The organism is Luminiphilus sp. nBUS_16 (assembly GCF_051201645.1).
Taxonomy (GTDB): Bacteria; Pseudomonadota; Gammaproteobacteria; order Pseudomonadales; family Halieaceae; genus Luminiphilus.
Window position 1 is genome coordinate 2333972 of the sequence record NZ_CP179205.1, and the last position, 24226, is coordinate 2358197.

General features: G+C 51.0%; 18 protein-coding genes and 1 tRNA gene. 11 read left to right on the forward strand and 8 right to left on the reverse strand.

Going from position 1 to position 24226, the window contains the following annotated elements; translation table 11 throughout:
- Positions 1-6: 6 nt before the first annotated feature.
- On the reverse strand, positions 7-852 hold the full coding sequence (locus ACMAY6_RS10350; protein ID WP_435211609.1) for an enoyl-CoA hydratase-related protein: 846 nt from the start codon (positions 850-852) through the stop codon (positions 7-9).
- A gap of 254 nt (positions 853-1106) precedes the next feature.
- Here ACMAY6_RS10350 and ACMAY6_RS10355 point away from each other — a divergent pair, with 254 nt between their 5' ends.
- The 3 genes from ACMAY6_RS10355 to ACMAY6_RS10365 all read left to right on the forward strand — a co-directional run bounded on the left by ACMAY6_RS10355 (position 1107) and on the right by ACMAY6_RS10365 (position 5551).
- Entirely contained in the window at positions 1107-1616 is a 510-nt protein-coding gene (locus tag ACMAY6_RS10355) for a GNAT family N-acetyltransferase (RefSeq protein WP_435211611.1), read from the forward strand.
- Between the two features lie 452 nt (positions 1617-2068).
- Positions 2069-4183, forward strand: coding sequence for a DUF1800 domain-containing protein (locus ACMAY6_RS10360; protein WP_435211613.1), 2115 nt, complete (start codon positions 2069-2071; stop codon positions 4181-4183).
- Positions 4184-4192: 9 nt separating this feature from the next.
- Entirely contained in the window at positions 4193-5551 is a 1359-nt protein-coding gene (locus ACMAY6_RS10365; RefSeq protein ID WP_435211615.1) for a DUF1501 domain-containing protein, read from the forward strand.
- Positions 5552-6494: 943 nt separating this feature from the next.
- Here the strand turns inward: ACMAY6_RS10365 and ACMAY6_RS10370 are convergent.
- Positions 6495-6570, reverse strand: a tRNA-Ala gene (locus ACMAY6_RS10370).
- A gap of 177 nt (positions 6571-6747) precedes the next feature.
- Here ACMAY6_RS10370 and ACMAY6_RS10375 point away from each other — a divergent pair.
- Positions 6748-7173, forward strand: coding sequence for a hypothetical protein (locus ACMAY6_RS10375; protein WP_040812733.1), 426 nt, complete (start codon positions 6748-6750; stop codon positions 7171-7173).
- Here the strand turns inward: ACMAY6_RS10375 and gltX are convergent.
- A complete protein-coding gene (gene gltX, locus ACMAY6_RS10380; protein ID WP_435211617.1) occupies positions 7160-8650 on the reverse strand; it encodes a glutamate--tRNA ligase in 1491 nt (496 codons plus the stop codon). The two genes, ACMAY6_RS10375 and gltX, sit on opposite strands and share 14 nt — an antisense overlap.
- A gap of 295 nt (positions 8651-8945) precedes the next feature.
- On the opposite strand from gltX, the gene ACMAY6_RS10385 reads away from it, so the two are divergent.
- Genes ACMAY6_RS10385 through ACMAY6_RS10400 form a run of 4 tightly spaced genes read left to right on the forward strand, consistent with a single transcriptional unit; the run spans position 8946 to position 13979 of the window.
- A complete protein-coding gene (locus ACMAY6_RS10385; RefSeq protein WP_435215990.1) occupies positions 8946-10559 on the forward strand; it encodes a peptide ABC transporter substrate-binding protein in 1614 nt (537 codons plus the stop codon).
- Complete coding sequence (locus tag ACMAY6_RS10390) at positions 10559-11497, forward strand: ABC transporter permease (protein ID WP_435211618.1); 939 nt, start codon at positions 10559-10561, stop codon at positions 11495-11497. The genes ACMAY6_RS10385 and ACMAY6_RS10390 overlap by 1 nt, the downstream gene beginning before the upstream one ends.
- The gene (locus ACMAY6_RS10395) at positions 11494-12393 is read left to right on the forward strand and encodes an ABC transporter permease (RefSeq protein WP_435211620.1); all 900 of its coding nucleotides are present in this window, start codon (positions 11494-11496) and stop codon (positions 12391-12393) included. Before ACMAY6_RS10390 ends, ACMAY6_RS10395 begins: the two co-directional genes overlap by 4 nt.
- The gene (locus tag ACMAY6_RS10400) at positions 12393-13979 is read left to right on the forward strand and encodes an ABC transporter ATP-binding protein (protein ID WP_435211621.1); all 1587 of its coding nucleotides are present in this window, start codon (positions 12393-12395) and stop codon (positions 13977-13979) included. The genes ACMAY6_RS10395 and ACMAY6_RS10400 overlap by 1 nt, the downstream gene beginning before the upstream one ends.
- 237 nt (positions 13980-14216) lie before the next feature.
- On the opposite strand, the gene ACMAY6_RS10405 is transcribed toward ACMAY6_RS10400, so the two are convergent.
- Positions 14217-14990 carry an SDR family NAD(P)-dependent oxidoreductase gene (locus tag ACMAY6_RS10405; protein WP_435211622.1) on the reverse strand — a complete coding sequence of 258 codons (774 nt, stop codon included), beginning with the start codon at positions 14988-14990 and terminating at the stop codon, positions 14217-14219.
- Between the two features lie 336 nt (positions 14991-15326).
- Here ACMAY6_RS10405 and ACMAY6_RS10410 point away from each other — a divergent pair, with 336 nt between their 5' ends.
- Positions 15327-17702: a PAS domain-containing sensor histidine kinase gene (locus ACMAY6_RS10410; RefSeq protein ID WP_435211623.1), complete on the forward strand. Its 2376-nt coding sequence runs from the start codon at positions 15327-15329 to the stop codon at positions 17700-17702.
- A 3-nt stretch (positions 17703-17705) separates the two neighbouring features.
- Here the strand turns inward: ACMAY6_RS10410 and ACMAY6_RS10415 are convergent, their stop codons facing one another.
- Positions 17706-19355: an alkaline phosphatase D family protein gene (locus tag ACMAY6_RS10415; protein WP_435211625.1), complete on the reverse strand. Its 1650-nt coding sequence runs from the start codon at positions 19353-19355 to the stop codon at positions 17706-17708.
- Positions 19356-19412: 57 nt separating this feature from the next.
- The gene (locus ACMAY6_RS10420) at positions 19413-20447 is read right to left on the reverse strand and encodes a hypothetical protein (RefSeq protein ID WP_435211627.1); all 1035 of its coding nucleotides are present in this window, start codon (positions 20445-20447) and stop codon (positions 19413-19415) included.
- A 76-nt stretch (positions 20448-20523) separates the two neighbouring features.
- Here ACMAY6_RS10420 and dusA point away from each other — a divergent pair, with 76 nt between their 5' ends.
- Together dusA and tal are read left to right on the forward strand one after the other, a co-directional pair.
- Entirely contained in the window at positions 20524-21561 is a 1038-nt protein-coding gene (dusA, locus tag ACMAY6_RS10425; protein WP_435211629.1) for a tRNA dihydrouridine(20/20a) synthase DusA, read from the forward strand.
- Between the two features lie 45 nt (positions 21562-21606).
- Entirely contained in the window at positions 21607-22536 is a 930-nt protein-coding gene (tal, locus tag ACMAY6_RS10430; RefSeq protein ID WP_435215992.1) for a transaldolase, read from the forward strand.
- Here the strand turns inward: tal and ACMAY6_RS10435 are convergent.
- Both ACMAY6_RS10435 and ACMAY6_RS10440 read right to left on the reverse strand, forming a co-directional pair.
- Positions 22530-23009, reverse strand: coding sequence for an STAS domain-containing protein (locus tag ACMAY6_RS10435; RefSeq protein WP_435211631.1), 480 nt, complete (start codon positions 23007-23009; stop codon positions 22530-22532). The genes tal and ACMAY6_RS10435 overlap by 7 nt on opposite strands.
- Entirely contained in the window at positions 23006-24205 is a 1200-nt protein-coding gene (locus ACMAY6_RS10440) for a PP2C family protein-serine/threonine phosphatase (RefSeq protein WP_435211632.1), read from the reverse strand. Before ACMAY6_RS10440 ends, ACMAY6_RS10435 begins: the two co-directional genes overlap by 4 nt.
- Positions 24206-24226 lie beyond the last annotated feature (21 nt).

Here is a 24226-nt window from a genome sequence, read left to right on the forward strand (position 1 = left end):
TGCCCATTATTCACCCGCAGTCTTTTTTACCGGGAGTAAGGCATCGTACTGGGGCGTTTCGCCCTCAGCCTGCGCAACATAGGAACTGCGAATGGCCCCTACATCAAGCATTGATGCATTCCATGTGGCAATGTAATCGAGGCCGTCTGCCGTCGTGTGATCTCGGGCGTAATTAACCATTCGTTTGGCACCGGACACCGCCAACGGCGCGTGCCCGGCAATCTGTTTGGCAATGGCCATTACCGCTTCCAGCATTTGCTCTGCTGAGTCATACACCTCATTCACGAGGCCAATGTCCCGAGCTTTTTCGGCACCCACACGTTCAGCGGTGTAGGACATTTGACGCGCCCAACCCTCAGGAATGAGCTTCACCAAGCGAGGATAAGTTCCGACGTCGGCGGTCATACCAATGGCCGTCTCGTGCACAGAGAAAAAAGCATCTCGGGTAGCATACCGACAGTCACAAGCGGTGATGAGATCCATAGCCCCTCCGACCGCGGCGCCCTGAATGGCCACCAAAACGGGCATGCGTGCTTCTTCTAAGCACGTAAAAGCGTCCTGAAGCTCCATACAGTGATGGCGAAACGCCTCGGCACGAACGAAGCGACTGCCACTTGCGGGCCCATCCAGCCCACCCTCTGTAAACACAGAGATGTCCATACCCGAAGAAAAGTGCCGACCTTCCGCTGAAAGCACAATGACTCGGGCGGAGGCATCTCTGGACAGCGCATTCACCGCTTCGGGCAGCTCGCTCCAGAACGACGGAATCATTGAGTTCGCCTTATCAGGGCGATTAAAGCGAATGTGCGCAATACCCTCGGCAACGGTTAAATCAAAACACTCGTAACTCATGAATTTTCTCTCCACTGTAAAGCGCGTCGCTGCGTTAGGGCTGAGATTCTCGCACAGTCCCCCGCCTAACACCGCAAAGTGTTTAACACCCCCTAACCGTGCCCACAGTAAAGCGCGCTGCATAATAGATGCCAAACAGGCTAAATTATCGCTGCTATTTTCTCCTTGCTGTTGGCTTCTCTATACTTACACAGCACAAACCGCCTAATGACCTTACACCGGTCGATCACGATGCGAACAATCAGGGAACCTGCATGGAAATCGTTCAAAGCCTTCCCGAAGACATTCCTACCATTTTGTCACTGTACGACGCAGCAACCGCCCTTCAAGCGGAGAAAGGGATGTCGCAGTGGCCAAAGATTGATAGACGACTGGTAGAAGAGGAAATTGCCGAAAAGCGGCAGTGGAAAATGGTTGAAGGCAACCAAATAGTCTGCGTGTGGGTGGTCACGTTTGAGGATCCAAAGATTTGGGGCGAGCGCAGCCATCAACCGTCGGTGTTCATCCACCGCATTGCCAACCACCCGCAGTTTAGAGGACGAGGGTTTGTTGGGATGATTGTCGACTGGGCGAAAGCTCGATACGCCAGGGGCCCCATACAGTTTCTGCGCCTCGATACCGTGGGCTACAACAAGGCCCTTATTCGGGTCTATACATCCCACGGTTTCACACTGCTGGAACCCGTTGAACTCGAGGACACAACGGGGCTCCCTGCACACTACAAAGAGGACAAAGTGTACTTATTTGAAATGGCGTTGGAATAAGAGCGTTAATCCAAAAAAAGCCAATTGCATGAAAGTGAGGTGCTATTTAGGAAACAGTGACCTCGAGCAGGAACTAAGGCGGTGGTGGAATTTAATTGGTGGAGCCAGACGGGATCGACCAGACGACCTCAACACTGCCAGTGTCATAAAGCCCAGTATCTACGCAGGTTTCAAAGCTATGGGTAAGAAATTCTCCCGATTTTTTTTTCGCGCCTTCATTTACAGCGTCTACGCCCCAACCCGGAGCTCTCAACACATACATTGACGCCTAATGCACAAATTGGTGGGCGACCAACCCCATTAACAAATTTTATTAGAGATACGACCCACCACTAGCAGGCATCAAAAAATAATTTTATCCTTTAGAACCGCGCTGATCACGGAAAAACGCAATTCGAATGATGAGGCTTACGATACCGACGTTAGATTTCCCAAGGCAACACGTCTTCATTATGACTGCCGTGATCTTTCTTTTTACTCTGCTGGCGCCGTTTTATGCTGGTGCACAATCCCCCTCCGGCACCTTCAAAAATTTACTTGAAACAGTAAAGTGTGCAAGAGCACCTGCCCAACAGAGCGGTGAGTGCGCTAATGACCAATCAATACGAGCAGAAATCAGTACGAGCAACCGCCCCTTCACGATGGGGCGTCGCCTTGATTTCAGCGCAGAGAACAGTGTTGCAGGTGGTGGTGTTAAAGCAGGCGTAAAAAGCTATAGCTGGAGACTTGCTGTACCTGGTGGCAGTTTTACTGAACTTAATAAAGCCAGTGAAGACACCGTCTACTTTGAAACAGACACGGCGGCCCCTTACACCCTCACATTGACGGTTACCGATGCCTCTGGCACAACTTCGGAGGACCAGATTACCTTTACGCCGGACCTGCCCGTCCCTGATCCACTGCCAGCTTTTACACCCACTACCGCACCAGCGCCCGAGCTGACCGACCAAAAAGACGCCATTCGATTGTTGTACCAAGCGACGTTTGGTCCGAGCGTGGAAGATGTCGCGTACCTAACGGACATTGGTGCCAAAGCATGGTTCGAGGAGCAAATTACCATGCAACCCTTCGGCTACTTAGATGCATGGGCCGAAATCGCTGAAGAATTTAATGATGTTGATGGCACGGCTCAAGCAAATGGTATAGAACTCCCTCAAGAAGCTTTCATGTTCAACGCACTCGAAAGCCCAGATCAGTTGCGTCAGCGCATGACCTATGCTCTAAGCCAACTTCTGGTGGTATCCGCCGACTTCGACTTTAGCCACCACGACCAACTGGTTCAAGGCTATGTCGATGTGCTTCATACCAACGCGTTCGGCAATTATCGCGATTTGCTCAAGTCGGTGACACTGCACCCTGCCATGGGTATGTACCTCGCAATGCTGGGCAATCAGAAAGCTGACCCAGTGAGAAATATCAGACCGGACGAAAACTTCGCGCGAGAGGTGATGCAGCTATTTACCGTTGGCCTTAAATATTTAAATCAGGACGGTACCCCACTAATAGATAATGACGGGGAGATCATACAGACCTACTGGCCAAGAGATGTCCAACATTACGCGGCAGCATTAACCGGCTGGTATTTTGCAGACATGGAACCCTTCCGCTTCGGAGACTCCTTCCACTCGATAGAGTGGTCGCTTCGTCTGGCGCCGATGACCGCTTACGATGACTACCATCAGAAAACTCAGAAAAAGCTATTGCGTAACTACTATATTCCTGCAGGCGCGACTGCCGAAGAAAGCCTCGAGACGGTTCTGGACAGCCTGTTTTACCACCCGAATTTGGCCCCGTTTGTCTCTTTGCATCTGATTAAATCGTTCATTACCAGCAACCCCTCCCCCGAATACGTCGCTCGTGTGAGCGCGGTGTTCAACAGCAATGAGAATGGAGAGCGCGGCAACCTGTCATCGGTGATTCAAGCGGTGTTATTTGACCGAGAAGCAAGGTTACCGCTCTCGCAACAGCCAAAACACTTCGGACGAGTCAAAGACCCTTTGCTGAAACACGTCAACTATCAACGATTTTTTAACCCACAGACTTACGCAGGTAACCGTTTACATTTAGCCTTTTTCAGACCTAGCCAACAGTTTCTACGCTCACCTAGCGTCTTCAACTTCTTCAGCCCTACACACACGCCCAATGCTGCCTTTGCCGCCGAAAATCTTGTAGCGCCTGAGTTGGAAATACTGACGGCTGATACGCTAATTCAGGACTCCTCTAACTTTGGATACACAAGTTCGCTCAGCCAATGGGAGTCCAACACTCCAAATGCTTCTGAAGAAGAGAAACTCAATTGGGTCTATTACGATTTTTCTCCTATTTCAAATCTGATTTCAGATGAAGGTCTGGATGCTGCGATAACTTTCACGGATTCCTATCTATTGCAAAGTAGACTGACCTCCAACCATAGACGCGCCCTGAAGGATCGTTTTGCAAGTGAAGTAGATTGGATCATGGAACGGGATTGGAATGACCCTGTGGAGAAGCAGGGCTGGATAGATGGTCTTGCCGCACGCATGATATACATGCTCGTCAGTACACCAGAATATTCGGTGCAACGTTAGGAGCTTTTTATGCAACGCAGAGATTTACTAAAATCAACCCTGGGCTCCCTGTTTGCTTGTGCTGGCAACTCGACAATGCTTGGCGGCTTGGGTCTCCTCAACAGTGCAAACGCACTAAGCAGCAACTCGTTCGACGATCACAAAACACTGGTGATGGTGTTCCTCAAAGGGGGCGTGGATTCTCTGGGGCTGCTGATTCCATCGGATCCACAGTCATATTCACAATACAGGGGGTTGCGGCAGCACCTGGCCACCCCGGAAAAAAACTTAATTGAATTCAATAGCCTCACCCTCGCCTCCCCAGACTACTGTGCTGAAATGTTGGACTTATTCAACACTAAAAAGTTGTCGTGGGTTAGCAATGTAGGTCCTCTGCGGCAACCTACCACGAAAACCATGATCCAAAATGACGAGCGAAAAATGCCGTATTTCATAGGAGCTCATAATTCGCAGCAAATAATGTGGAATAGCGCCACGGTAGACCCCAACGCCAGAGAAGGCTGGGGCGCCAGAATGCTTGACCTAATTCAGGCAAGTACAGGCGGTGTGACTCCAAATATTTCGTTGGCAAAAAACCAGCTGTTCACCAGCACCTTGCAAACACCCACATTTAGCGTTAATCCAGAATCCATCGAAAACTTTACCCACCTTAGCTACCCGCCTCAGGGCGGAGAGAGCCCTGATTTGGACCTTTTTTACGCATTGCAAGGGGCATCGAGAACCGGGCTTTTGGAGCAGGAACTAGCGTCTAGAAATTTAAGAACGTTTGAGAACTCAGTTTTACTTTCAGAGATAGTCAGCCAAACCGTCGAAACCCCTGTCGTTTATCCCGAAGACACAACCTATGACGGACAGACACTACAGGCCCAACTAAAAATGGCCGCTAGACTGATCGAAGCAGCACCCGAATTAAATCACCCGCGGCAAGTGATTATGGTCGAGATGAACGGCTTCGACACGCACGACAATCAAGATCGCAGTCTTCCTGAACTGATCAGATCTCTCTTCAGAAATTTGAAGGCCTTTCAGAGCGATATTGAAGCCCGAGGTGTCGACCACCGAGTAGTCACCTTCAGTCAATCAGACTTTGGTAGAACGTCTACTATCAACGCCAACGGAACGGACCATGGCTGGGGTGGCCACAATTTTTTATTAGGCACCCCCGTAAACGGAGGACAGGTTGTAGGAGAAGTACCCGAGTTTGGCGTAAATACCGAAAAAATGCTTTATAACCTGACCATCCCAGATTTCAGTGTCGAGCAATACACATCCAATCTGGCGCGCTGGTTTGGCCTCTCGAACTCACAAATTGCAGAGGTCTTCCCTAACCTACATCGCTTCGACGACGTGGACTTCGGCTTACTCTAACCCCCTTCGCCGTTAGGTTCTCTCAGAGAAGGCGGCGCTTGAGCGAGGAGTTTGAGTGCCTCACTGACAGCTATCGACGCCCTCTAACACTTTGAACAGCCTCAAGTAGTCTTTGAAAAGTCTGCTGTGGTGTTACTGGTCCTAATAGTTCCAAGAATTGGGCAAGCAAGGTGAACTCTGCCGTATCCGGTGCCAAAACAATTCCACCACCATGATTTATTCCTTGTACTTTACTCAAAACCCGCTCCGAGCCATTTTGCGCGACAAAAAAAGTTAATCGCTGCCTGTCCACTTCCGTATCACCAGTGAATAAAAGTTGCGCCGGTGGCTGAGCGAACGAAGCAATCCCGCCATTACGGTGGCATGTGGTACATATTGACGCCACCGTGCCTGCAACGTTGCTTTCGTAGAGGCTTTGCAGGCTCCCACCATAACGAGATACAGAGTTTGGGACGGTGGTTTTCAATGCTACTGAGTCTAAGGTGAATTGATCGGTAATTCTTGACGGCGCCCTACCCACAGGGAGCTGGTGGTACCACGCACCAGTGGGTGACACTGGGGCCACCTGAAACGACTTCAAGTCTTCCACGGCCTGTGCTTTGGGCTCCGCAAAGGTGGCCAAAAAGCAAATGAGAAAACAGGTGCTCACCGCCCTAAAGTTGTGCTTTTCTAATCCTAACAACGGGCAACCCTCCATCGACTCATTCACTTCGACTGTTGGTGGCGGAGAGGCCAACCTCGTCTGCTTCTAAGAGCGCATTACGATTGAATTAAATTCACCAATAGCTGTGTGGTTATTTTACCAGCACCTCCAAGGAATGTTGAGGAAAAACTCTCGATCCAAAAAATCACCGTGTTGCGACTGCGGGAAAAACAGGACGGGAGCCCAAAAGCTCCCAAGTCGTGCTGAAGGGTAAATATAGACGTTTCAAATTGATGATATTGGTGGAGCCAGACGGGATCGAACCGACGACCTCAACACTGCCAGTGTTGCGCTCTCCCAACTGAGCTATGGCCCCACAGAACCCTCTTAGAACTAGAGGGAGGCGCATGCTAGTAATATAGCTGTGCTGTGTCAACTTAACCGCGAAAACTCCTTTAATCCGGGCGCATCGGTTATGCTTAACCTTCGAGAGAAAGCCCGAATGCTAATGCGTTCGGCGCCCCTGTTTGCAACACGTCATGGAGCCAAACCTATGTATCCCAAAGTTCTACTCGCCCTCTGCGGCATTATTTTTCTCGCTTACGGCATCGTGTGCTGGGTAGACCCGGAAATACCGGCTCAACAAGCAGGCTTATTTATTGCCACTCATAACGGTTATGCAGAAATGGCGGCTATGTACGGTGGCTTGCAAGGCAGCTTTGGCGCCATATTGATCGCATCTGCCTTTATTAAAGGCTACGTGCGCCCCGGTCTGTGGCTCATCCTCATTTGCATTGGCACCCTTGCCGCCGCCCGAGGCAGCGTTGCTTTAAGCGACCTCGACTCGAGCTTTCAGGTGGCCAATAGTTCATTAGGCATTGATATGAGTTCGAGCTTCACCGCCTATACCTGGGGAGCATTGGCGTTTGAAGTCTTCGTAGCCGTCTGGGCTGGCATTTCGCTGCTCAAGACGCGCTGAGGCCCGCGAATTCCTTTTCCAATCGCTTAGCGGCTTTTTTGGAGACCCCACCCAAGACGTCAATGGCAGAACGCAGTCTTGCGCGGGTCATATCGGGTCCCAAAATCGCCATAGAATCAGGCATTGAATAACCCGAATTGCCCCCGGCAATTGCCACAAATAATGGAGCAAATAGCACCTTAGGCTTGAGCTCCATGGCTGTCGACAGCGACTTAAGCGCTGCGAACAATGCGTCTCTGCTCCAGTCTTGCTGAGCTTCCAGGGTCCATAAAACAAACTGCAGGCACCGCACAGTGGCATCGGCATCGCTGTTGGCACCGTTAAAATCTTCAGCGGTAATGGGCAAGGTCCCTGAGACCAAATAGGCCGACAAAGGAATGAAGTCTGACAAGACATTCATACGCGATTGAGCGTGGGGCAGAATTTTTTCCAGCATTTCAGCATTTAGCGCCCAGTCTTGAAGGCGCTGACCCAACTGCGTCGTGGTTAAGTCCTCACGAATCCAGAGACCATTGAGCCAGTTTAATTTTTCGACATCGAAAATAGGCCCTCCCAAGGAGACCCGCTGAATGTCGAATGCTTGCTCCATTTCTGTGAGCGTAAATTTCTCCCGCTCATCGGGCATAGACCAGCCCATACGACCCAAATAGTTCAGCAATGCTTCGGGCAAAAAGCCCATGCGCTGGTAATACAAAATACTGGTCGGGTTTTTACGTTTACTAAGCTTTGATTTATCGGGATTTCGCAACAGCGGTAAATGACAAAGTACCGGCATATCCCAACCAAAGTACTCGTATAACAACTGGTGTTTGGGGGCTGAATTAATCCACTCCTCACCGCGAATTACATGACTGATTTCCATAAGGTGGTCATCGACAACATTGGCCAAGTGGTAAGTGGGCATGCCATCCGACTTCAGCAAAATCTGAGCATCAACCATGCTCCAGTCCAACTCAATCGTGCCTCGAAGCATATCTTTAATGGCACAAGCGCCGTCAACCTCAGGCACCATCATGCGAATCACAAAGGGCGCATTAGCCGCTTTGCGAAGGGCCTGCTCTTCAGCCAGTAGCACAAGGTCAGAGGGCTTCAGCGCCGTGCTATTGCCCGACTCTCGGCGAGCCTCGCGCAACGTATTGAGCTCCTCGGTTGTGCGGTAACACACAAACGCCTTACCCGCTTCCACCAGCTGCCAGGCATACTCGGCGTAGGTATCCCCCCGCTCGCTTTGCCGATACGGTCCGTGCTGCCCCCCTACATCGGGGCCTTCATCCCAGTCGAGCCCCAGCCAACGTAGAGACTTCAATACCGCCTGTTCCGCTTCGGGAGTGCTGCGAGCACGATCGGTGTCTTCGATCCGCAAAATGAATTGGCCACCGTGGGCACGAGCAAAGCACCGGTTAAAGAGGGCCATGTAGGCAGTTCCCACATGGGGGTCACCGGTGGGGGACGGGGCAACGCGAGTGCGCACAGTCACGAGTCAATACTCCAGAAATGAACAACAAGTTGGCGCGCAGTTTACCAGAGCCAGAGGGCGATCTGCCGCTATTACTCACAATAGGCACAACTCGCGGCATTTCGCGTTGGTGCTCATGGCCCTAAGCGCAGGGCTGCAAGAAGACCGCCTCCTATGGCATAGTGCACACCACAATTTAAGGACCATTTGGGTCCTAAAAGGGTGATGCAGCGCCCATTCCAGAATTCGCAATGAAGGCAGAGACCACTTGAAAATCACATATGTCCCCGGGGGATTACTTCGAACCCTTTTGTCGATGGTAATCGCCATTAGCTTAATGGCCTGCGGTGCCGGCGAGAGTAACGTGCTTGAGGGCAACCGCACCGGAATCTTGCACTACGGCAATGGCGCTGAACCTCAGGGCCTAGACCCCCACGTAGTGACGGGCGTTCCTGAAAACCACCTCATCAGGGCATTGTTTGAAGGCCTGGCGGTTAAAAATCCCATTACGCTTGAGCCAGAGCCCGGTGTCGCTCAACGCTGGGAGTTCAGCGACGAGGGAAAAGTGATCACTTTTTTCCTCAATCCTGAAGCGCGCTGGTCGAACGGCGAGCAACTAACTGCCAGCGACTATGTGTGGAGTTGGAATCGGGCACTGCACCCGGAAACCGGCAATCTCTACGCCTACATGCTGTACCCCGTTAAAAATGCCGAGGCTTACGCCAAGGGTAAAATTAAGGACTTCACCGAGGTTGGAGTAAAAGCGTTAAATGACACAACCCTAGAAGTCACCCTAAATGCCCCGACGCCTTATTTCATTCAGCTCATGGACCACTACAGCACCTTTGCCGTGCACCCGGAAACGCTGCTTAAATTTGGCAAGATGACCGATCGCTTTACACCCTGGACCCGAGTCGGCTCCATGGTGAGCAACGGCGCCTTTGTGCTAACAGATTGGGCACTCAACCGTCACATAAAAATGGCCAAGAGCGAGCACTATTGGGACAAAGACAAGGTCAGCTTAAACGGCGTGGTGTTTTACCCCACTGAGAACGTGGTCAGCGAAGAGCGGATGTTTAGAGTCGAGCAACTGCACTACACCGCCGTGGTACCACTCGATAAAATTCCCGTCTACCGCGAGCGGCCCAACACACCTTATTTGCAATCTCCCTACCTAGGGACCTATTACTATTTGGTCAATACCGAGCGTCCCCCAGTAGACAACGTCAAAGTCAGACAAGCGCTTTCGATGGCGGTAGATCGAGAGAAACTTGTGCGCAGCGTACTGCAGGAAACGGCCGTGCCGGCCTACAGCATTACGCCTCCAGACACGCTAGGCTATTTCCCACCTCAAGTATTCAGCTACGACCCGGACAAAGCCCGCGCCTTGCTCGCAGAGGCTGGGTACCCTAACGGCGAAGGCTGGCCGGGACTCGAGATTATTTACAATACCCAAGAGGCCCACCGAAAAATAGCCGTGGCCATTCAGCAAATGTGGAAGTCGGAGCTTAACGTCGACATCACACTGGCAAACCAAGAGTGGAAGGTTTATCTCAACTCGGTGTCCCAGCGCGATTTCCAAGTAGCGAGACGAGGTTGGATTGGAGACTACGTTGATGCCAACAACTTTTTAGACCTGTTTATTACCGACGGTGGCAACAACAACACCGGATACAGCAACCCCATTTACGACGACCTGATTCTTCAAAGAGCACCTAGAGCGCAATCACGGGAAGAGCGCTATGCCCTGTTTACAGAGGCAGAGACCATGCTCATGGAGGAGATGCCGATCATCCCTATTTACACCTACACCAGTAAACACCTCATCCACCCCAGCGTAGAAGGTATGTATCCCAATCTTATGGATTCACTAAACCTAAAGTACGTCAAACTCCACCCCGAGCAGACGCTATCCGGGGAGATGAACTAATGCTGCGTTTTATTATTAGCCGACTGCTGCAGGCCATACCGGTTATTTTTATCGTGATTACGGCCACGTTCTTTTTGGTTAGGGCTGCCCCCGGCGGGCCTTTTGATGCCGAGAAAGTGGTGCTCCCCGAAGTCAAGCGAGCACTGGAAGCCCAATACAAATTGGACTTACCGTTACACGAACAATACTTCGCATACCTCTCGGACCTAGCTCAGGGCGAATTGGGGCCTTCTTTTAAGTACCCTGGCCGCAGCGTTAATGAAATTTTGTTCTCGGGGCTTCCTGTAACAGCGGAGCTGGGCTTCTATGCCCTACTTATTGCCTTGATCATTGGTGTTACGGCGGGTGTCCTAGCCTCTCTCAAACCCAATACTCGGCAAGACTACATTCCCATGAGTTTGGCAATGCTTGGCATTTGTATGCCCTCTTTCCTGTTGGGGCCTTTGTTAGTACTCGTTTTCGGTATTTATCTTGAATGGCTCCCGATCTCAGGCTGGGGATCGATCCCAGGAGACAAAATACTGCCCTCCATCACGCTCGGGGCGGCCTATGCGGCTTATGTGGCACGGTTATCTCGAGCAGGCATGCTGGAGATTTTATCCCAGGATTATATCCGCACGGCTCGAGCCAAAGGGCTACCCGAATGGCAAGTGGTGGGCAAGCACGCCTTGCGCGGTGGACTTATCCCGGTCATTGCGTTCCTTGGCCCCGCCTTTGCCGGGCTACTCGCCGGATCTTTTGTCGTTGAAACCATTTTTCAAATTCCAGGGTTGGGCCGGTTCTACGTTCAGGCTGCCTTTAATCGCGACTACACCATGATTCTGGGCACCACGGTATTCCTCTCCTCGCTCATCGTGCTGTTCAACCTTGTCAGTGATGTTGCAGCAGCGTGGCTCAATCCACGGCTGCGCAGCCAACTGTCGGGAGGTGGGCAATGACAACTCTCCAATCGAGCGAGCCCGCAGATCTGCTGGAAAACGCAGAGATGGGCGCCTCCCTTTGGCGCGATGCTTGGCAGCGACTGCGTAAAAATAAAATGGCCGTAGGTGGCGGGATTACCCTACTTCTGTTCATCGTAGTAGCCCTACTGACACCATGGTTGGCGCCTTACAGCTATGAAGCGCAAAACCTTGACCTCGGCGCATCACCTCCCTCTGCCGCGCATTGGCTGGGAACTGACGTTTTTGGAAGAGATGTGCTGACACAGGTGATGTACGGAGGCCGCGTATCACTTGCGGTAGGGTTCATCGCAACAGCCGTGGCCCTGCTTATTGGGGTAACTTGGGGCGCTATTGCCGGTTATGTCGGAGGTCGCGTCGATGCCGTAATGATGCGCATCGTCGACATTTTGTATGCCCTACCCTTCATGATATTTATCGTGTTGTTAATGGTGGTCTTTGGTCGCAACGTGCTACTGCTGTTTTTGGCGATTGGTGCCGTCGAATGGCTGACAATGGCCCGCATTATGCGCTCGCAGGTTCAGTCGTTGCGGCAGCAAGAATTTGTCGAAGCCGCCATCTCATTAGGTCTCTCTCCCGCGGCAATTATCCGCCGGCATGTCATACCCAACGCGCTGGGACCCATCATTGTCTATACAACCCTCACCATTCCCTCGGTGATGCTTTTAGAGGCATTTTTAAGCTTCTTGGGATTGGGAATCCAGCCGCCCCAAACGTCTTGGGGTTTACTGATTAGCTACGGAGCCGAGACCATGGAAGAGTACCCTTGGCTGCTCATATTCCCTGGGCTGGCACTAACCACTACGTTATTTTCCCTGAACTTCCTAGGTGACGGGCTACGTGATGCACTCGATGTCCGGGGGTCGAAAGACTGATGAGCCTACTGAATGTAGAAAATTTGGAAGTCAGTTTTGTCACTCGAAACGGCACCTCAAAAGCCGTGAAGGGCGTGAGCTTCACGGTAGAGCCAAAGCAAATAACGGCAATCATTGGTGAGTCGGGGTCTGGCAAGTCGGTGTCATGTTACGCCCTGCTAGGTTTAATACCCTCTCCGCCAGGCCGTATCGACGGTGGTGTCGCCAGCTTTGAAGGTCAAAACTTGCTGACACTATCGGAAGCAGAACTTCGGAAGATTCGTGGCAGTGACATTGCGATGATTTTTCAGGATCCAATGACCTGTTTAAATCCCTATCTCACCATTGGCGAACAGTTAATCGAGCCACTGCTAGTACACCGCAACCTTTCTCGGGCAGATGCCAAAACTCGTGCCATAGAATTGCTCAACGAGGTTGGTATACGCAGTCCCGACAGCACGTTCGATAGTTTCCCTCACGAGTTCTCTGGCGGCATGCGTCAACGCGTCATGATCGCCATGGCTTTAATCAACGAGCCCAAACTACTCATTGCTGATGAACCCACTACGGCGTTGGATGTCACCATCCAAGCACAAATTTTACGCCTCATTGCCGATCTGCAGAAACACCGTGATATTGGCGTTTTATTCATATCCCATGACCTCGCTGTCGTCTCCGATATTGCCGATCAGATTGTAGTCATGGAGCAAGGCGAAGTTGTCGAAAGTGGCGCCCCTGACGCTATTTTTAATCATGCACAACATCCCTACACTCAAAAACTTCTCGCGGCGATTCCGTCTGGCGAGCGCGACAGTGAGGAAGCCAAAGACGACGTGTTGATCAATGTCAAAAACCTTCGCACTTGGTTCCACGGTAGTGGTAAAACGGAACCGGTCAAAGCTGTCGATGACGTGAGCTTTGATATTCACCGTGGTGAAATACTGGGATTAGTCGGTGAGTCTGGCAGCGGAAAGTCGACTTTGGGCCGATCGATTATGCGACTGGCTCCTGTAACAGGCGGACAGATAACCTTTGATGGAATCCAGCTGACGGGCCTAGAAGGTCGCGACCTTAAAGATTTTCGCTCCCGTATGCAGATGATTTTTCAGGACCCTTTTGCCTCACTGAATCCGCGCATGACCGTTTACGATACGCTCGCGGAACCGCTGCTATTGCATAACGTTTGCCAGCGCGCCGAACTCGACCAGCACATCGCCAAACTGATGGACGACGTGGGTCTCGCCAGAAATTTCATTCGTAAATACCCTCATGAGTTTTCTGGTGGACAGCGACAACGCATCGCCATTGGCAGAGCCCTTGCCACTCGCCCAGAGTTCATTGTGGCCGATGAGCCAGTGTCAGCTCTCGATGTCACCATACAAGCCCAAATTCTCGATTTGTTGATGGCTTTGGGACGCGAGCACAACCTCACCATGCTGTTCGTGTCTCACGACATGGCGGTTATTCGACATATTGCTGATCGGGTGCTTGTTATGTATCACGGTAAGATTGTCGAGGCGGGACCGGTGAAACAGGTCTTCAACAATCCAGCAGAGCCCTACACCCAGTCGCTACTGTCCAGTATTCCGGGCGTGGCCATGATGTAATCGCGAGGGTCGAGGTTTCAGGTATAAGTGTATTGGATTCGTTACGGATGGCTGTATCGCCAGAGCAGCTATCCGCAGAAACGCCACCCAATTAGTACCAACCTCAACCGACACGATCCCTTGGCACTCCGATGCGGAGCTTGCGTTAGGCCAGTGACTTTCAGCTAGACGGCTAAAACCATAACCGCCTATGCACTTTTCACGCAGTCTGTTGGAACAACACGCAACCGGCCCTATTTACAGCGTAAAGCCACCATCGAGCGTTAACAATTGTCCCGTAACATAACGAGACCCGGTAACGAAAGATAGAATCGCATCGGCAACATCATCTGGTGTGACTACATGCCCCAATGGTGTTTGCTCGGAAAAAGCAGCCGTCAGCTCCTCGTACTGCCCTTCGTCACCACCGCCCCAGGTATTAAAAGCCCAGTCGCCATCAATTAAACCAGGCAGCACGGCATTTACCTGGATACCATCTTTCCCCAGCGTTTTAGCAAGGGTTTTTGTCAAGCTGTTCATCCCTGCCTTTGAGGCGCAATAAGCAATAGAGCTGCCGTTAGCTGTCACGCTAGCAATACTTGATGTCATGACGACTTTACCCGCGTCAGCCTCGCGCAGGTAAGGTGCGGCCGCGCGCGTCATGAAAAACGCGCCCATAAGATTGACGCCCAGAGTTCGATGCCAGATCGCCTCAGTCAGCCCCTCAAGATCATGATGGGGTATAAATGTCGTTGTGCCGGCATTGTTTATCAATATATCGAGTCGCCCAAATTTCTCTAGGGTCTGCCCAACAATGCGCCGACAATCCTCCTCTTTACTCACATCTCCCTGAACTGCCAGAGCATCGCAACCGCACTTAATAACATTGTCTACGACGGCCAAAGCGCCAGCTTCTGAGGCGTTGTAATTAACAACTACATTGATGCCCCGCTGTGCGAGCTGCAAAGCCGTCGCAGCACCGACTCCAGAGCTACCGCCAGTGACCAACGCTGTTTGCCCTATGTAGGACATGGTGTTCGCCCTCCTTCATTAAAATATTCCCACTCACTGTAAACCAAAATTTAATGTGGCAGCCTTTCCATTTCGCGCTAGAAAGCGCTCGGTGAGCCAACAGTAGCCGCACAACAAACCCCTCTCGCCCCCCCTTAAAAGTCCGAAGGTCAGATCTCTGAAACTCGCCGCCAGAAACAGACCATAAAACCAACCCAAAATGGCCTGTATCAACTTTATAAAATGCCATTTTTTTCTATTGCTGAGGCTAAGCCTCAGTATTAAGGTAAAAGCCGTAACACCACGTAGCGAACACCAGTTCGCATGGACAGCACAAGGATTTGCTAGATAAAAATCATGGGAACAAATGAAAGAGACCAGTTTTTAAACACACTCGCTACGAAAGCGTATTGGCTCATTTTCAGTGCACACTTTATTGTGTTCGCTATCATGATGATGCGTTACGCCACCGACACAGCCTATGAAATACCCTCTATTACATGGGCTGTTTGGAGCGTTATTATTCTGGGAACGCCCGCGCTTTACCTCACAGCTCTTGGCCATTCCTATAAATTCAGAGCACTGTTAACACAGGCCTTACTCTTAGTTAGTCTTGCCTTTGGGCTCGCAAACCAAGGCTTAGGCGCAGTCACGACCTTCAACATACCGTTCATGGCTCTGCTGGGCACCATTTTCTTCTCCCGACGAACAGCCCTAATTCAGTTAGGCCTAGCTGTAATCGTTTTGCTCAGCTTTCTTTACATGAAGATCACAGGTCAGCTTTCGGATGTCGCCGATCCAGACTGGGTTCTAAATTCAAACTATCGTTGGATCCTAGTAACCGCCTACATCGCGCTTTTTAGCGGCGTCATCATTTATTTTTTGCAGCAATACGTAAACTACACGTTTAAGTCTGTTGAAGATCTAACAATTCTTCAGGAGGCGGTGGATGAGGCGCCTGACGCTTTTGTAGTCTGGGATAAAGACGATCGCCTTTTTATGTGTAATCGACACTATCGAGAGCTGGATCAACGGCTCAAACCAACACTCAAAAGAGGGGTAACGTTTGAGCAAACCCTTCGTGCCGGTATCCAAGTCGGCATGTATCCCGATGCTGTCGGCCAGGAAGATGCGTGGGTCACTGAACGCCTAGAAGACCATCGCAGAAATGAGTCCCAAAAAATCGTCAAGCTGGACGGCGGCCGCTGGATGAACGTTGTTGAATCTCGCACATCCAGCGGCTTTCTCGCTGGCTTTCGTACCGACATTACAGCGCTGAGAAACTCCCAAGACATACTTCAGGCTACCCTAGACTCTGTCTCAGAGGCTGTAGTCACAATATCGCAAGATGGGCGAGTCATTAACCTGAATTCAGCATCGCAGCAGCTCTTCGGCTACTCGCTGGCAGAACTCAAAGGCCGGGACATCTTGGAAATAGCTCCATACCGGCGCCCAGCCGATGTTGGGCATCGGTTGGTAGCCGAGTCCCGATCCAAGCCGATGGGGTCCACTGTTCGAAACATCAACACGTCATTGAAACGAAAAAACGGCGAAACCTTCACCGCCAGAATTGAAGTCCGTGACGTAGAAATTAACGGACAGCAAGTGTTCCTGACCTTTATAAAAGATCTAACGCGACAATTTCAATATGAAAGCACCGTTCAGGCACTGGGTTCTGCTGTAGAGCAACTGGCCGCCGGCATCGTCCTGGTCAACAATTCAGCACGGGTGACTTTTACCAATGCCTTTTTCTCACAGTTAGTCGATTTAACCTCTCAAACAAAATTTGAAGGCCTAAGTGTCGATAAGTTATTTGAATTAATAGCGCCTAGAATTCTTCGCATGAATGTAAGCAGTGGACAATCAATCGAGGCGCAGTTGCAAGATTTCTACCGTAGTTTAGCAGCACCTGTAGCAATACATACAAAGCAAGGCCGGCGATTACGCTTGAGCGTCCAAGCCCTCGAAGGAAACAATACGATCCTAACTGTGACTGATAATACCGAAGAGCATGAACGACAAATTCAGCTGGAACAAAGTACTAAGTTAGCAACGCTTGGTGAGATGGCCGCAGGCATCGCCCACGAACTCAATCAGCCCTTACAAGCAATAAAACTCGCCGCAAGCAATCTGGCGCTGCAGGTTCAGGGTAATAAGGCGCTAACAACTGAAAAGACGCTAGCGAAACTAGACCGAATAACTCAACAAGTTGACCGCGCAGCAATGATCACTGGCCACATGCGTCAATCTGCTCGATTAGCTAATGAGGAGCAGGCCGACGCAAATATAGCCACAGTCGTTCAAGACACGCACCTACTCATCGAGTCAAGCTTAAGACTCAAAAGCATCACTTTCCGCACAGAGCTTGCGGCTTCTTTACCAGACTGCAAAATTCATCCCGTTAGGCTGGAACAGGTGCTTCTTAATCTAATCAACAACGCACAAGATGCCATCATTGCCAAAAATAACGCTCAGGGTCACCAGTGGATACTGATTGAGGCGTATTTATCTGCTGACAAAACCATCTGCCTCTCAGTCGAGGATTCGGCCGGCGGCATTCCAGAAAGTATCGTTGAGCGCGTTTTTGACCCTTTTTACACAACAAAGGAAGTGGGCAAAGGCACCGGACTAGGCTTGTCAATTTCCTACGGAATTATTAAGGACGCCGGCGGCACCCTCTCGGTGTCAAATACCGAGCACGGTGCCAAGTTCGTAATAGTGCTGCCGACCTAATATTTAACTGAAGCGTCTGGCATCAACGTTAGCAACTAAGGGTTCTGTTTCATTGACAGTATATTCGCGATCGAGAACAGTGCTGACAAACCGCCACTGACTCACCGTTGCTTCGGGCGTCAAAGTTACTTTGGACCACCCACGATGGCTAGTATCCAAGTCCACCAATTCAGGGCTGCTCGCTTGCAGCGAGGCGGCCATCTGTTCGGGGGGCAAAGGAAAGTAGCTTTCTAATCCTGGACTAGTGACACCCGGACATCCCACCTCGACACCCACAGGAACACCCGCTTCGGTTTGTAAATTGAAAGCCCAGCCGTTGTGAGTGTCCCCCGCTACAACAACAGGATTATTCGCCAGCTCTAGCAGTAAGCTGAACACTCTTTCCCGGTCTGCTGGATAGCCATCCCATGCATCGAGATTCAATGGCAGACCATATGCGCCCAACTGCAATGTACCTAGCACATAGCTACGAACCTCTTCTGGTAATGTCAGTGAGGCCAGTTGCTCCTGAGTCATTTGAGGAATATTGATTTTCCCCATCAACACTTGCTGACCCAAAAACTGCCAAGGCGCCCCACGATCTTTGCTTGCCGCCAATTGATTCGCGAGCCAGTGGAACTGGTCTTCACCCAACAAAGTTCGTTCAGGGTTTCGACGCAGCGTCGCTTCAAAAACCTCAGGCGGGCGCTTGGCGTCAAGGAGATCACGCCTGTAGTCAAGCTGCTCGTCACGCCCCTCAAGTCGTGTATCGAGCATGATTATGTCGGCAAGATCTCCGACTTGAAAAGATCGATAAATCGGACCTTGATCAGTTTGCGCCGGCGTTCGAATCGGCATCCATTCATGGTAGGCCTTTCGTGCCATTTGCATGCGAGCGAAAAAATCCCCCTCATCATCACTGTGGTTTTGAGCCCCACTGTGCCATGTGTTGTTCGCCAATTCGTGATCATCCCACACACAAATCCAAGGGTGAGCCGCATGTGCGGCCTGCAGATCTTCATCGGTGCGATAGAGACCGTAGCGTTGACGATAGTCCTCCAATACCAGTATCTCATGCTCAGGCACTACAGCTCGCCCTAACGAGTCCACCACATAAGGGTTCGCATATACACCCTGAGCATATTCATAAATATAATCTCCAAGATGCATCACCACGTCGATATCTGCCTGAGCGATATCTCTGTAAGCATTGAAATAGCCTTGGGGATAATTCGAACAGGAACAAACAGCCAAACTAAAAGCCTCTACCGCACCAACCGGCAGTGTTCGCGTGCGACCAACCGCCGAGGTCACGCCATTGAAAACAAAGCGGTACCAGTAGTTGGTAGCCGGCTGCAGTCCCGTTGCATCCACCTTAACCGTGTGGTCTCGCTCCGGACCGGTGGTCGTTTCGCCGCTGATGACAACGCGTTTAAACTGCAAATCTTCAGCAACCTCCCAACGTCCCGTCAACGTCACAAGAGCGCCATCGCCCGGCAACACCCTTGTCCATAAGATCACTCGATCACTTAACGGATCGCCACTGGCAACACCATGGGTAAAATGGGCGGGTGCCGCCGCAGCCACCTCAAATCCTCGCAGGGAGACTAACCCCAGACTAAGCCCCATTCCTTGAATCACGCGTCGACGATTAATGTGTGACGTCTCGAACATATTTTAAATCCTCGTATGGCAGCACCACATGGGCGCAACAAAAATGCGACCGTAACCTTAAAAAGCCTCGCCTGGTCTTATTGCTAAATTTAAGCGAATAAATGGACTTCGGGAAACATCAAAACTGGGTCCCTCGAACTCACTCACGTCATCAAACTGTAGTGCTCTCAACCCACCGACGCCGGCACTAATAGAGGCCCACAAGCTTCCTTTTATGCGCCGACCAAAATCGACACCAAGATCAAAAGCATTGATATCTCGGCTTGCCGCACCCTGCTGGGCGTCGATGGCCCAACCAGACCCTGAAATCATGCCGCCAACAGCAACAAACCAATCCGTTGACGGCGCATAGATCACCTGAGGCCAAGGCATAATACCGCTGATCGTCCATTCCTCATCAATTGTGTAAGAGACTCCTACATACGGCAGCCAGTACTTGTCGAATGGCGAGGTACTTGCAAAGGCACCAAACATCCACCAGAGATCATTTGAGGCCGTATAACGGGTAAAGATACCCCCCATAGTCTGCCAATAAGATGCCCCATTCGCGAGAGTATTATCGTTATAGAAGGGCAACAAAAAACCCATCAGCTGCCAATCTTCGCTCCATTGTGTGAGGTAACCCACGCCTACCGCTGCCGCATCAACACGAAATTCCTCTGCGCTGCTCAGAGAAGGGGCGTCGACGGTAAATTCACTGTGACTCGCGTAAAAACCTAAAACTAACGTATCCGTCTGATTAAGAAGAACCGGCAATCCTCCTGCAACGCTGGCCGTGCTTTCCTGATACCGGACAGAGCTTCCGGGCGTCGGAAACTCGCGTACCGTGGCATCGTCGTAATAAGACGTACCAACATAAGCAACCGGCAAAAATGGGGCGTTTCCTCGGGATCGAGAAAACTCAATATCAGACTCAGAGAAAGCACGGGCTTTATCGGCTATGTAGCGGCCCAATGCCGTATCAGCGCTACTCTCATTGGCCACAATGGTTTCGGTGACCAAGACATCGCCGTCAGTTTGAGCAAGCACTGGAGGCATCTGAACCGTTATTACGAAAAACGAGGCAACAGCACAAATCAACTTATCAGACATTTACCAGGAATCCGCCTCAAGGTCGCTCTATTGTACGCGCTAGCACTGGCACTGGCACACCGATCTACTCTACCCTATGACTATGAATTTAACGCCTCTCGACCGAGTCAATCTTACCGAGCCATCACCTTGGCGGTTCTGCACAGCACCCTGTATGGATTGGACAGATCGGCATTGTCGACACTTCTGGCGACAGCTCACTCAGCGAAGTCGGCTTTACACCGAGATGGTAACGACAGGAGCACTTCTTCACGGCGATGTAGATCGGCATTTAGATTATGGCAGCGCAGAACATCCTCTGGCCTTACAACTGGGTGGAGCAAACCCTCAGGATTTAGCCCAGTGCGCAAAGTTGGCTGCAGCTAGACACTATGATGAGGTTAACCTTAACTGTGGCTGCCCGTCAGACAGAGTACAGAATGGGCGTTTCGGTGCGTGTCTCATGGCAGAGCCTGAACTTGTTCGCGATTGTGTAGCAGCCATGCGAGAGGCCGTGGAAATACCCGTTACCGTCAAGCAGCGCATCGGCATTGATCATCAGGAGAGCTTCGACGAATTATGCGATTTTGTCGGTATTGTCGCCGAGGGCGGATGTAATGTTTTTATCGTTCATGCCCGAAAAGCTTGGTTGGAAGGTTTATCTCCCAAGCAAAATCGGGAAATCCCCCCGCTTAACTACGCATGGGTCTATGCCCTAAAAAAGCAATTTCCACATCTAACTATTGTTTTAAATGGCGGCATTCAAAGCCTTGACGAGTGTGAAGCGCACTTGACTGAAGTCGACGGGGTCATGCTTGGCAGAGCCGCTTACCAGACGCCATGGTTACTGAGCTCCGTCGACTCAAGGCTTTTCGGCGCAAAGGATCCAGCCATCAGTCGAGAGGCCGTTATCGCCGAGCTGTCTGAATACGTAGACGCCTACCTAAAAAATGGCGGCCGGCTTAACCACGTAACACGACATATACTAGGGCTCTTCCACCAACAACCTGGCGGCCGTCTTTTTCGCAGGGCACTCAGCGAACAGGCGCACCTAAGCGATGCAGATTCTGGCGTATTACTGGCGGCTTTAGCAGAGGTAACGCAGCGCCATGGTAAAGAATCTGTGGTTGAATAGCTCCACGACCTTTGTCCGCACAAACACCAACTCACGGATGTAAACATAATGAACAAACTTGACCAACTTCGAGCCATGACTGATGTCGTGGCTGATACAGGCGACATTGGTGCGATTGAACGGCTGCAACCACAGGATGCGACGACTAATCCGTCTTTGCTGTTGAAAGCAGCACAAATGCCGCGATTCGAAAACCTGATCGCAACTGTGAAGGCAGGCAAATACTCTGAGTCGGAATCCTGTGATCAATTTTCCGTTGCCGTTGGCGCTGAAATCATCAAGTTAATTCCCGGCAGAATCAGCACGGAGGTTGACGCGCGTCTTTCTTTTGACACTCAGGCTACGGTGTTAAAAGCGCGTGAATTAATGGCTCTATACGACAAACGAGGCATTGGCAGCGAGCGCATTCTCATCAAAATTGCCGCAACTTGGGAGGGCATTCGCGCGGCAGAGATTCTCGAACGCGAGGGCATTCAGTGCAATTTAACGCTGGTTTTTGGCTTTGCTCAAGCTCAGGCCTGTGCCGACGCTGGTGTTTTCCTGATTTCGCCCTTTGTGGGACGGATTCTTGACTGGTATATAGCGAACACCGACCTCAAAGTGACGCAACCAAGCGAAGACCCAGGTGTGCAGTCTGTGATTCGAATATACGACCACTACAAAAACCATGGCTATGACACCGTTGTTATGGGAGCTAGTTTCCGCAACGTCGGTGAAGTCGAGGCCTTGGCCGGCTGCGACCGCCTTACAATAAGCCCAGATCTAATGGAAGCCATGAGCGAAAACCATGACACGTTAGCAAGAGCACTGATGCCGACGACTAGCACCCTGAATGCGCCCCCCCCTTTGACCGAGGAAGGATTTCGCTGGCAGACCAATGAAGATGCCATGGTGACTGATAAGCTCTCTGATGGTATCCGGCGATTTGCTGCAGATCAGGTGAGCCTAGAACACATACTATTGAGAGATCATTGAGCCTCTAGGGTCATGACCAAGTTTTGAAATGCGTCGTGATTTGCTTCATTAAGACCCATCAGCGTGCGGTGCGCTTCAATAACCTTGAGACGCACCTCATCTTCGCTCGCATTTCTTGCGGGTAAATCGCGACAGCACTCCATATCGCACCTTTCACTACGAACTTCAAAAAGCTGACTGAAACCCATAGCTTGTAACAGCCGATCGATACTGGGGTCGCAGCTGAAAATCGCAGGTTTAAATCCAAACTTTGCCTTGGTGCTGATTGCGAGCTTGGCGAGCATTCCAAGGGTTGTGCTATCCAGCCCCGTCGCCTCTGTCACATCAACCCAAACAGACAGAAAATCGGGCTCTGAAAACATATTTTCAAAATACTCATCGAGAGCAGTGCACATGACCAAGCGTACATCACCCTGCAGCTTAAGAACGTGTGCTCCCCCATTACTCCCCGCTCGGATTTGGCAATCGCTCAACTGAAGCCTCGCGTTATAAACAAAGCGGCTACATCATCAGGAAGATGATTTGGATCTACCGTCTCTAAGCCCAGTCTCATTGCAAGTGACCTAGGGCTCTCCAAAGGTCCCTCCAAGCGGCTTAGAAGTAGCGCTTCCTTTTCAATTAAGTTGCCACTACCCAAAAGCTCAAGAATGCCATCAGACAGCAAGCCCAGCACAAAATGATCAGGCAACACGATCTGATGCTGGGTGTAACATGCGTCGGGGATGAGTCCTACTGGAGGTCCCTCCCCCTCTAAATACCGAATACCATCCCCGTCCAGCAGCACGGGGTGAGGAAGATGTCCCGCCACACTGTACGTGAGATGATGTGTTTTCACATTTAAGACGCCCACTATCATCGTTGCGTATTTATTAATCACCAACTCTAGCAATTCGTGATTAGCAAATTCCAACATTTTACAAGGACTTACCACAGCATGGTCGCCTTGGCGCGAAAAGTCGGATCGCTTTCGCGCGAAGAGATTTTTTAACAGTACTGTCGCGAAAGCTGATGAGCTTCCGTGTCCGGACACATCGGCTAGAAAGAAGACAATTTCATCATCACCGACGCTGAAGTAGTCAGTGAAGTCTCCGCTGAGATAAAGAGAGGGAACGATGGTGTGACTAAACCAATAGTCTCCCTTGTGGAGAGAACCCGAGGGCAGCAAAGCTCTTTGAACCTGGCGGCCAGCCTGCTGGTCTTGCTCCAAAACTCGCAGGGAATGGCGAAGCTCAGTATTGCTACGTTCGACGTCTTCTTTGCTAGCTTTCAGTTCTCGCTGCAAATGCCGATGGTTAACACATCGCTCTATCGAGCGCTTCAAAAGCCCCGGACGCGTCCTAGGCCTAACAAAAAAGTCGGTGGCACCCAAACCCAACGCGGTTTTCATCGAGTCAACGTCTTGCTCATCAGCAATAACAATGACCGGCACCTGCACATCGAAGTTGCGCATGGCTCTGCGTACAGAAGCCCATGACACATTAGAAAGACCCGCATGACAAAGCACACAGTCCCACGGGCTTTCGGGACCCAGCGCACCTTCCAAATCGGGCACCTCGTTAGCCACATCAAACTGAAAATCCGCCATTTCTAGGGTATCGACTAAATGCTTCGCCCTCGCTAACTGATCATCAACAATCAGTACGCTTCTAGCATCAGTATCACTGCTCATGAATTGGGCCTGTTGTTAAGG

Coding starts and splice junctions, on each gene's coding strand:
- ACMAY6_RS10395 (WP_435211620.1), top strand. CDS start 11,494: ATGACAACTCTCCAATCGAGCGAGCCCGCAGATCTGCTGGAAAACGCA.
- ACMAY6_RS10415 (WP_435211625.1), bottom strand. CDS start 19,355: ATGTTCGAGACGTCACACATTAATCGTCGACGCGTGATTCAAGGAATG.
- ACMAY6_RS10400 (WP_435211621.1), top strand. CDS start 12,393: ATGAGCCTACTGAATGTAGAAAATTTGGAAGTCAGTTTTGTCACTCGA.
- ACMAY6_RS10375 (WP_040812733.1), top strand. CDS start 6,748: ATGTATCCCAAAGTTCTACTCGCCCTCTGCGGCATTATTTTTCTCGCT.
- dusA (WP_435211629.1), top strand. CDS start 20,524: ATGACTATGAATTTAACGCCTCTCGACCGAGTCAATCTTACCGAGCCA.
- ACMAY6_RS10410 (WP_435211623.1), top strand. CDS start 15,327: ATGGGAACAAATGAAAGAGACCAGTTTTTAAACACACTCGCTACGAAA.
- ACMAY6_RS10390 (WP_435211618.1), top strand. CDS start 10,559: ATGCTGCGTTTTATTATTAGCCGACTGCTGCAGGCCATACCGGTTATT.
- ACMAY6_RS10385 (WP_435215990.1), top strand. CDS start 8,946: ATGGTAATCGCCATTAGCTTAATGGCCTGCGGTGCCGGCGAGAGTAAC.
- ACMAY6_RS10355 (WP_435211611.1), top strand. CDS start 1,107: ATGGAAATCGTTCAAAGCCTTCCCGAAGACATTCCTACCATTTTGTCA.
- ACMAY6_RS10440 (WP_435211632.1), bottom strand. CDS start 24,205: ATGAGCAGTGATACTGATGCTAGAAGCGTACTGATTGTTGATGATCAG.
- ACMAY6_RS10420 (WP_435211627.1), bottom strand. CDS start 20,447: ATGTCTGATAAGTTGATTTGTGCTGTTGCCTCGTTTTTCGTAATAACG.
- ACMAY6_RS10365 (WP_435211615.1), top strand. CDS start 4,193: ATGCAACGCAGAGATTTACTAAAATCAACCCTGGGCTCCCTGTTTGCT.
- ACMAY6_RS10405 (WP_435211622.1), bottom strand. CDS start 14,990: ATGTCCTACATAGGGCAAACAGCGTTGGTCACTGGCGGTAGCTCTGGA.
- ACMAY6_RS10350 (WP_435211609.1), bottom strand. CDS start 852: ATGAGTTACGAGTGTTTTGATTTAACCGTTGCCGAGGGTATTGCGCAC.
- ACMAY6_RS10360 (WP_435211613.1), top strand. CDS start 2,069: ATGACTGCCGTGATCTTTCTTTTTACTCTGCTGGCGCCGTTTTATGCT.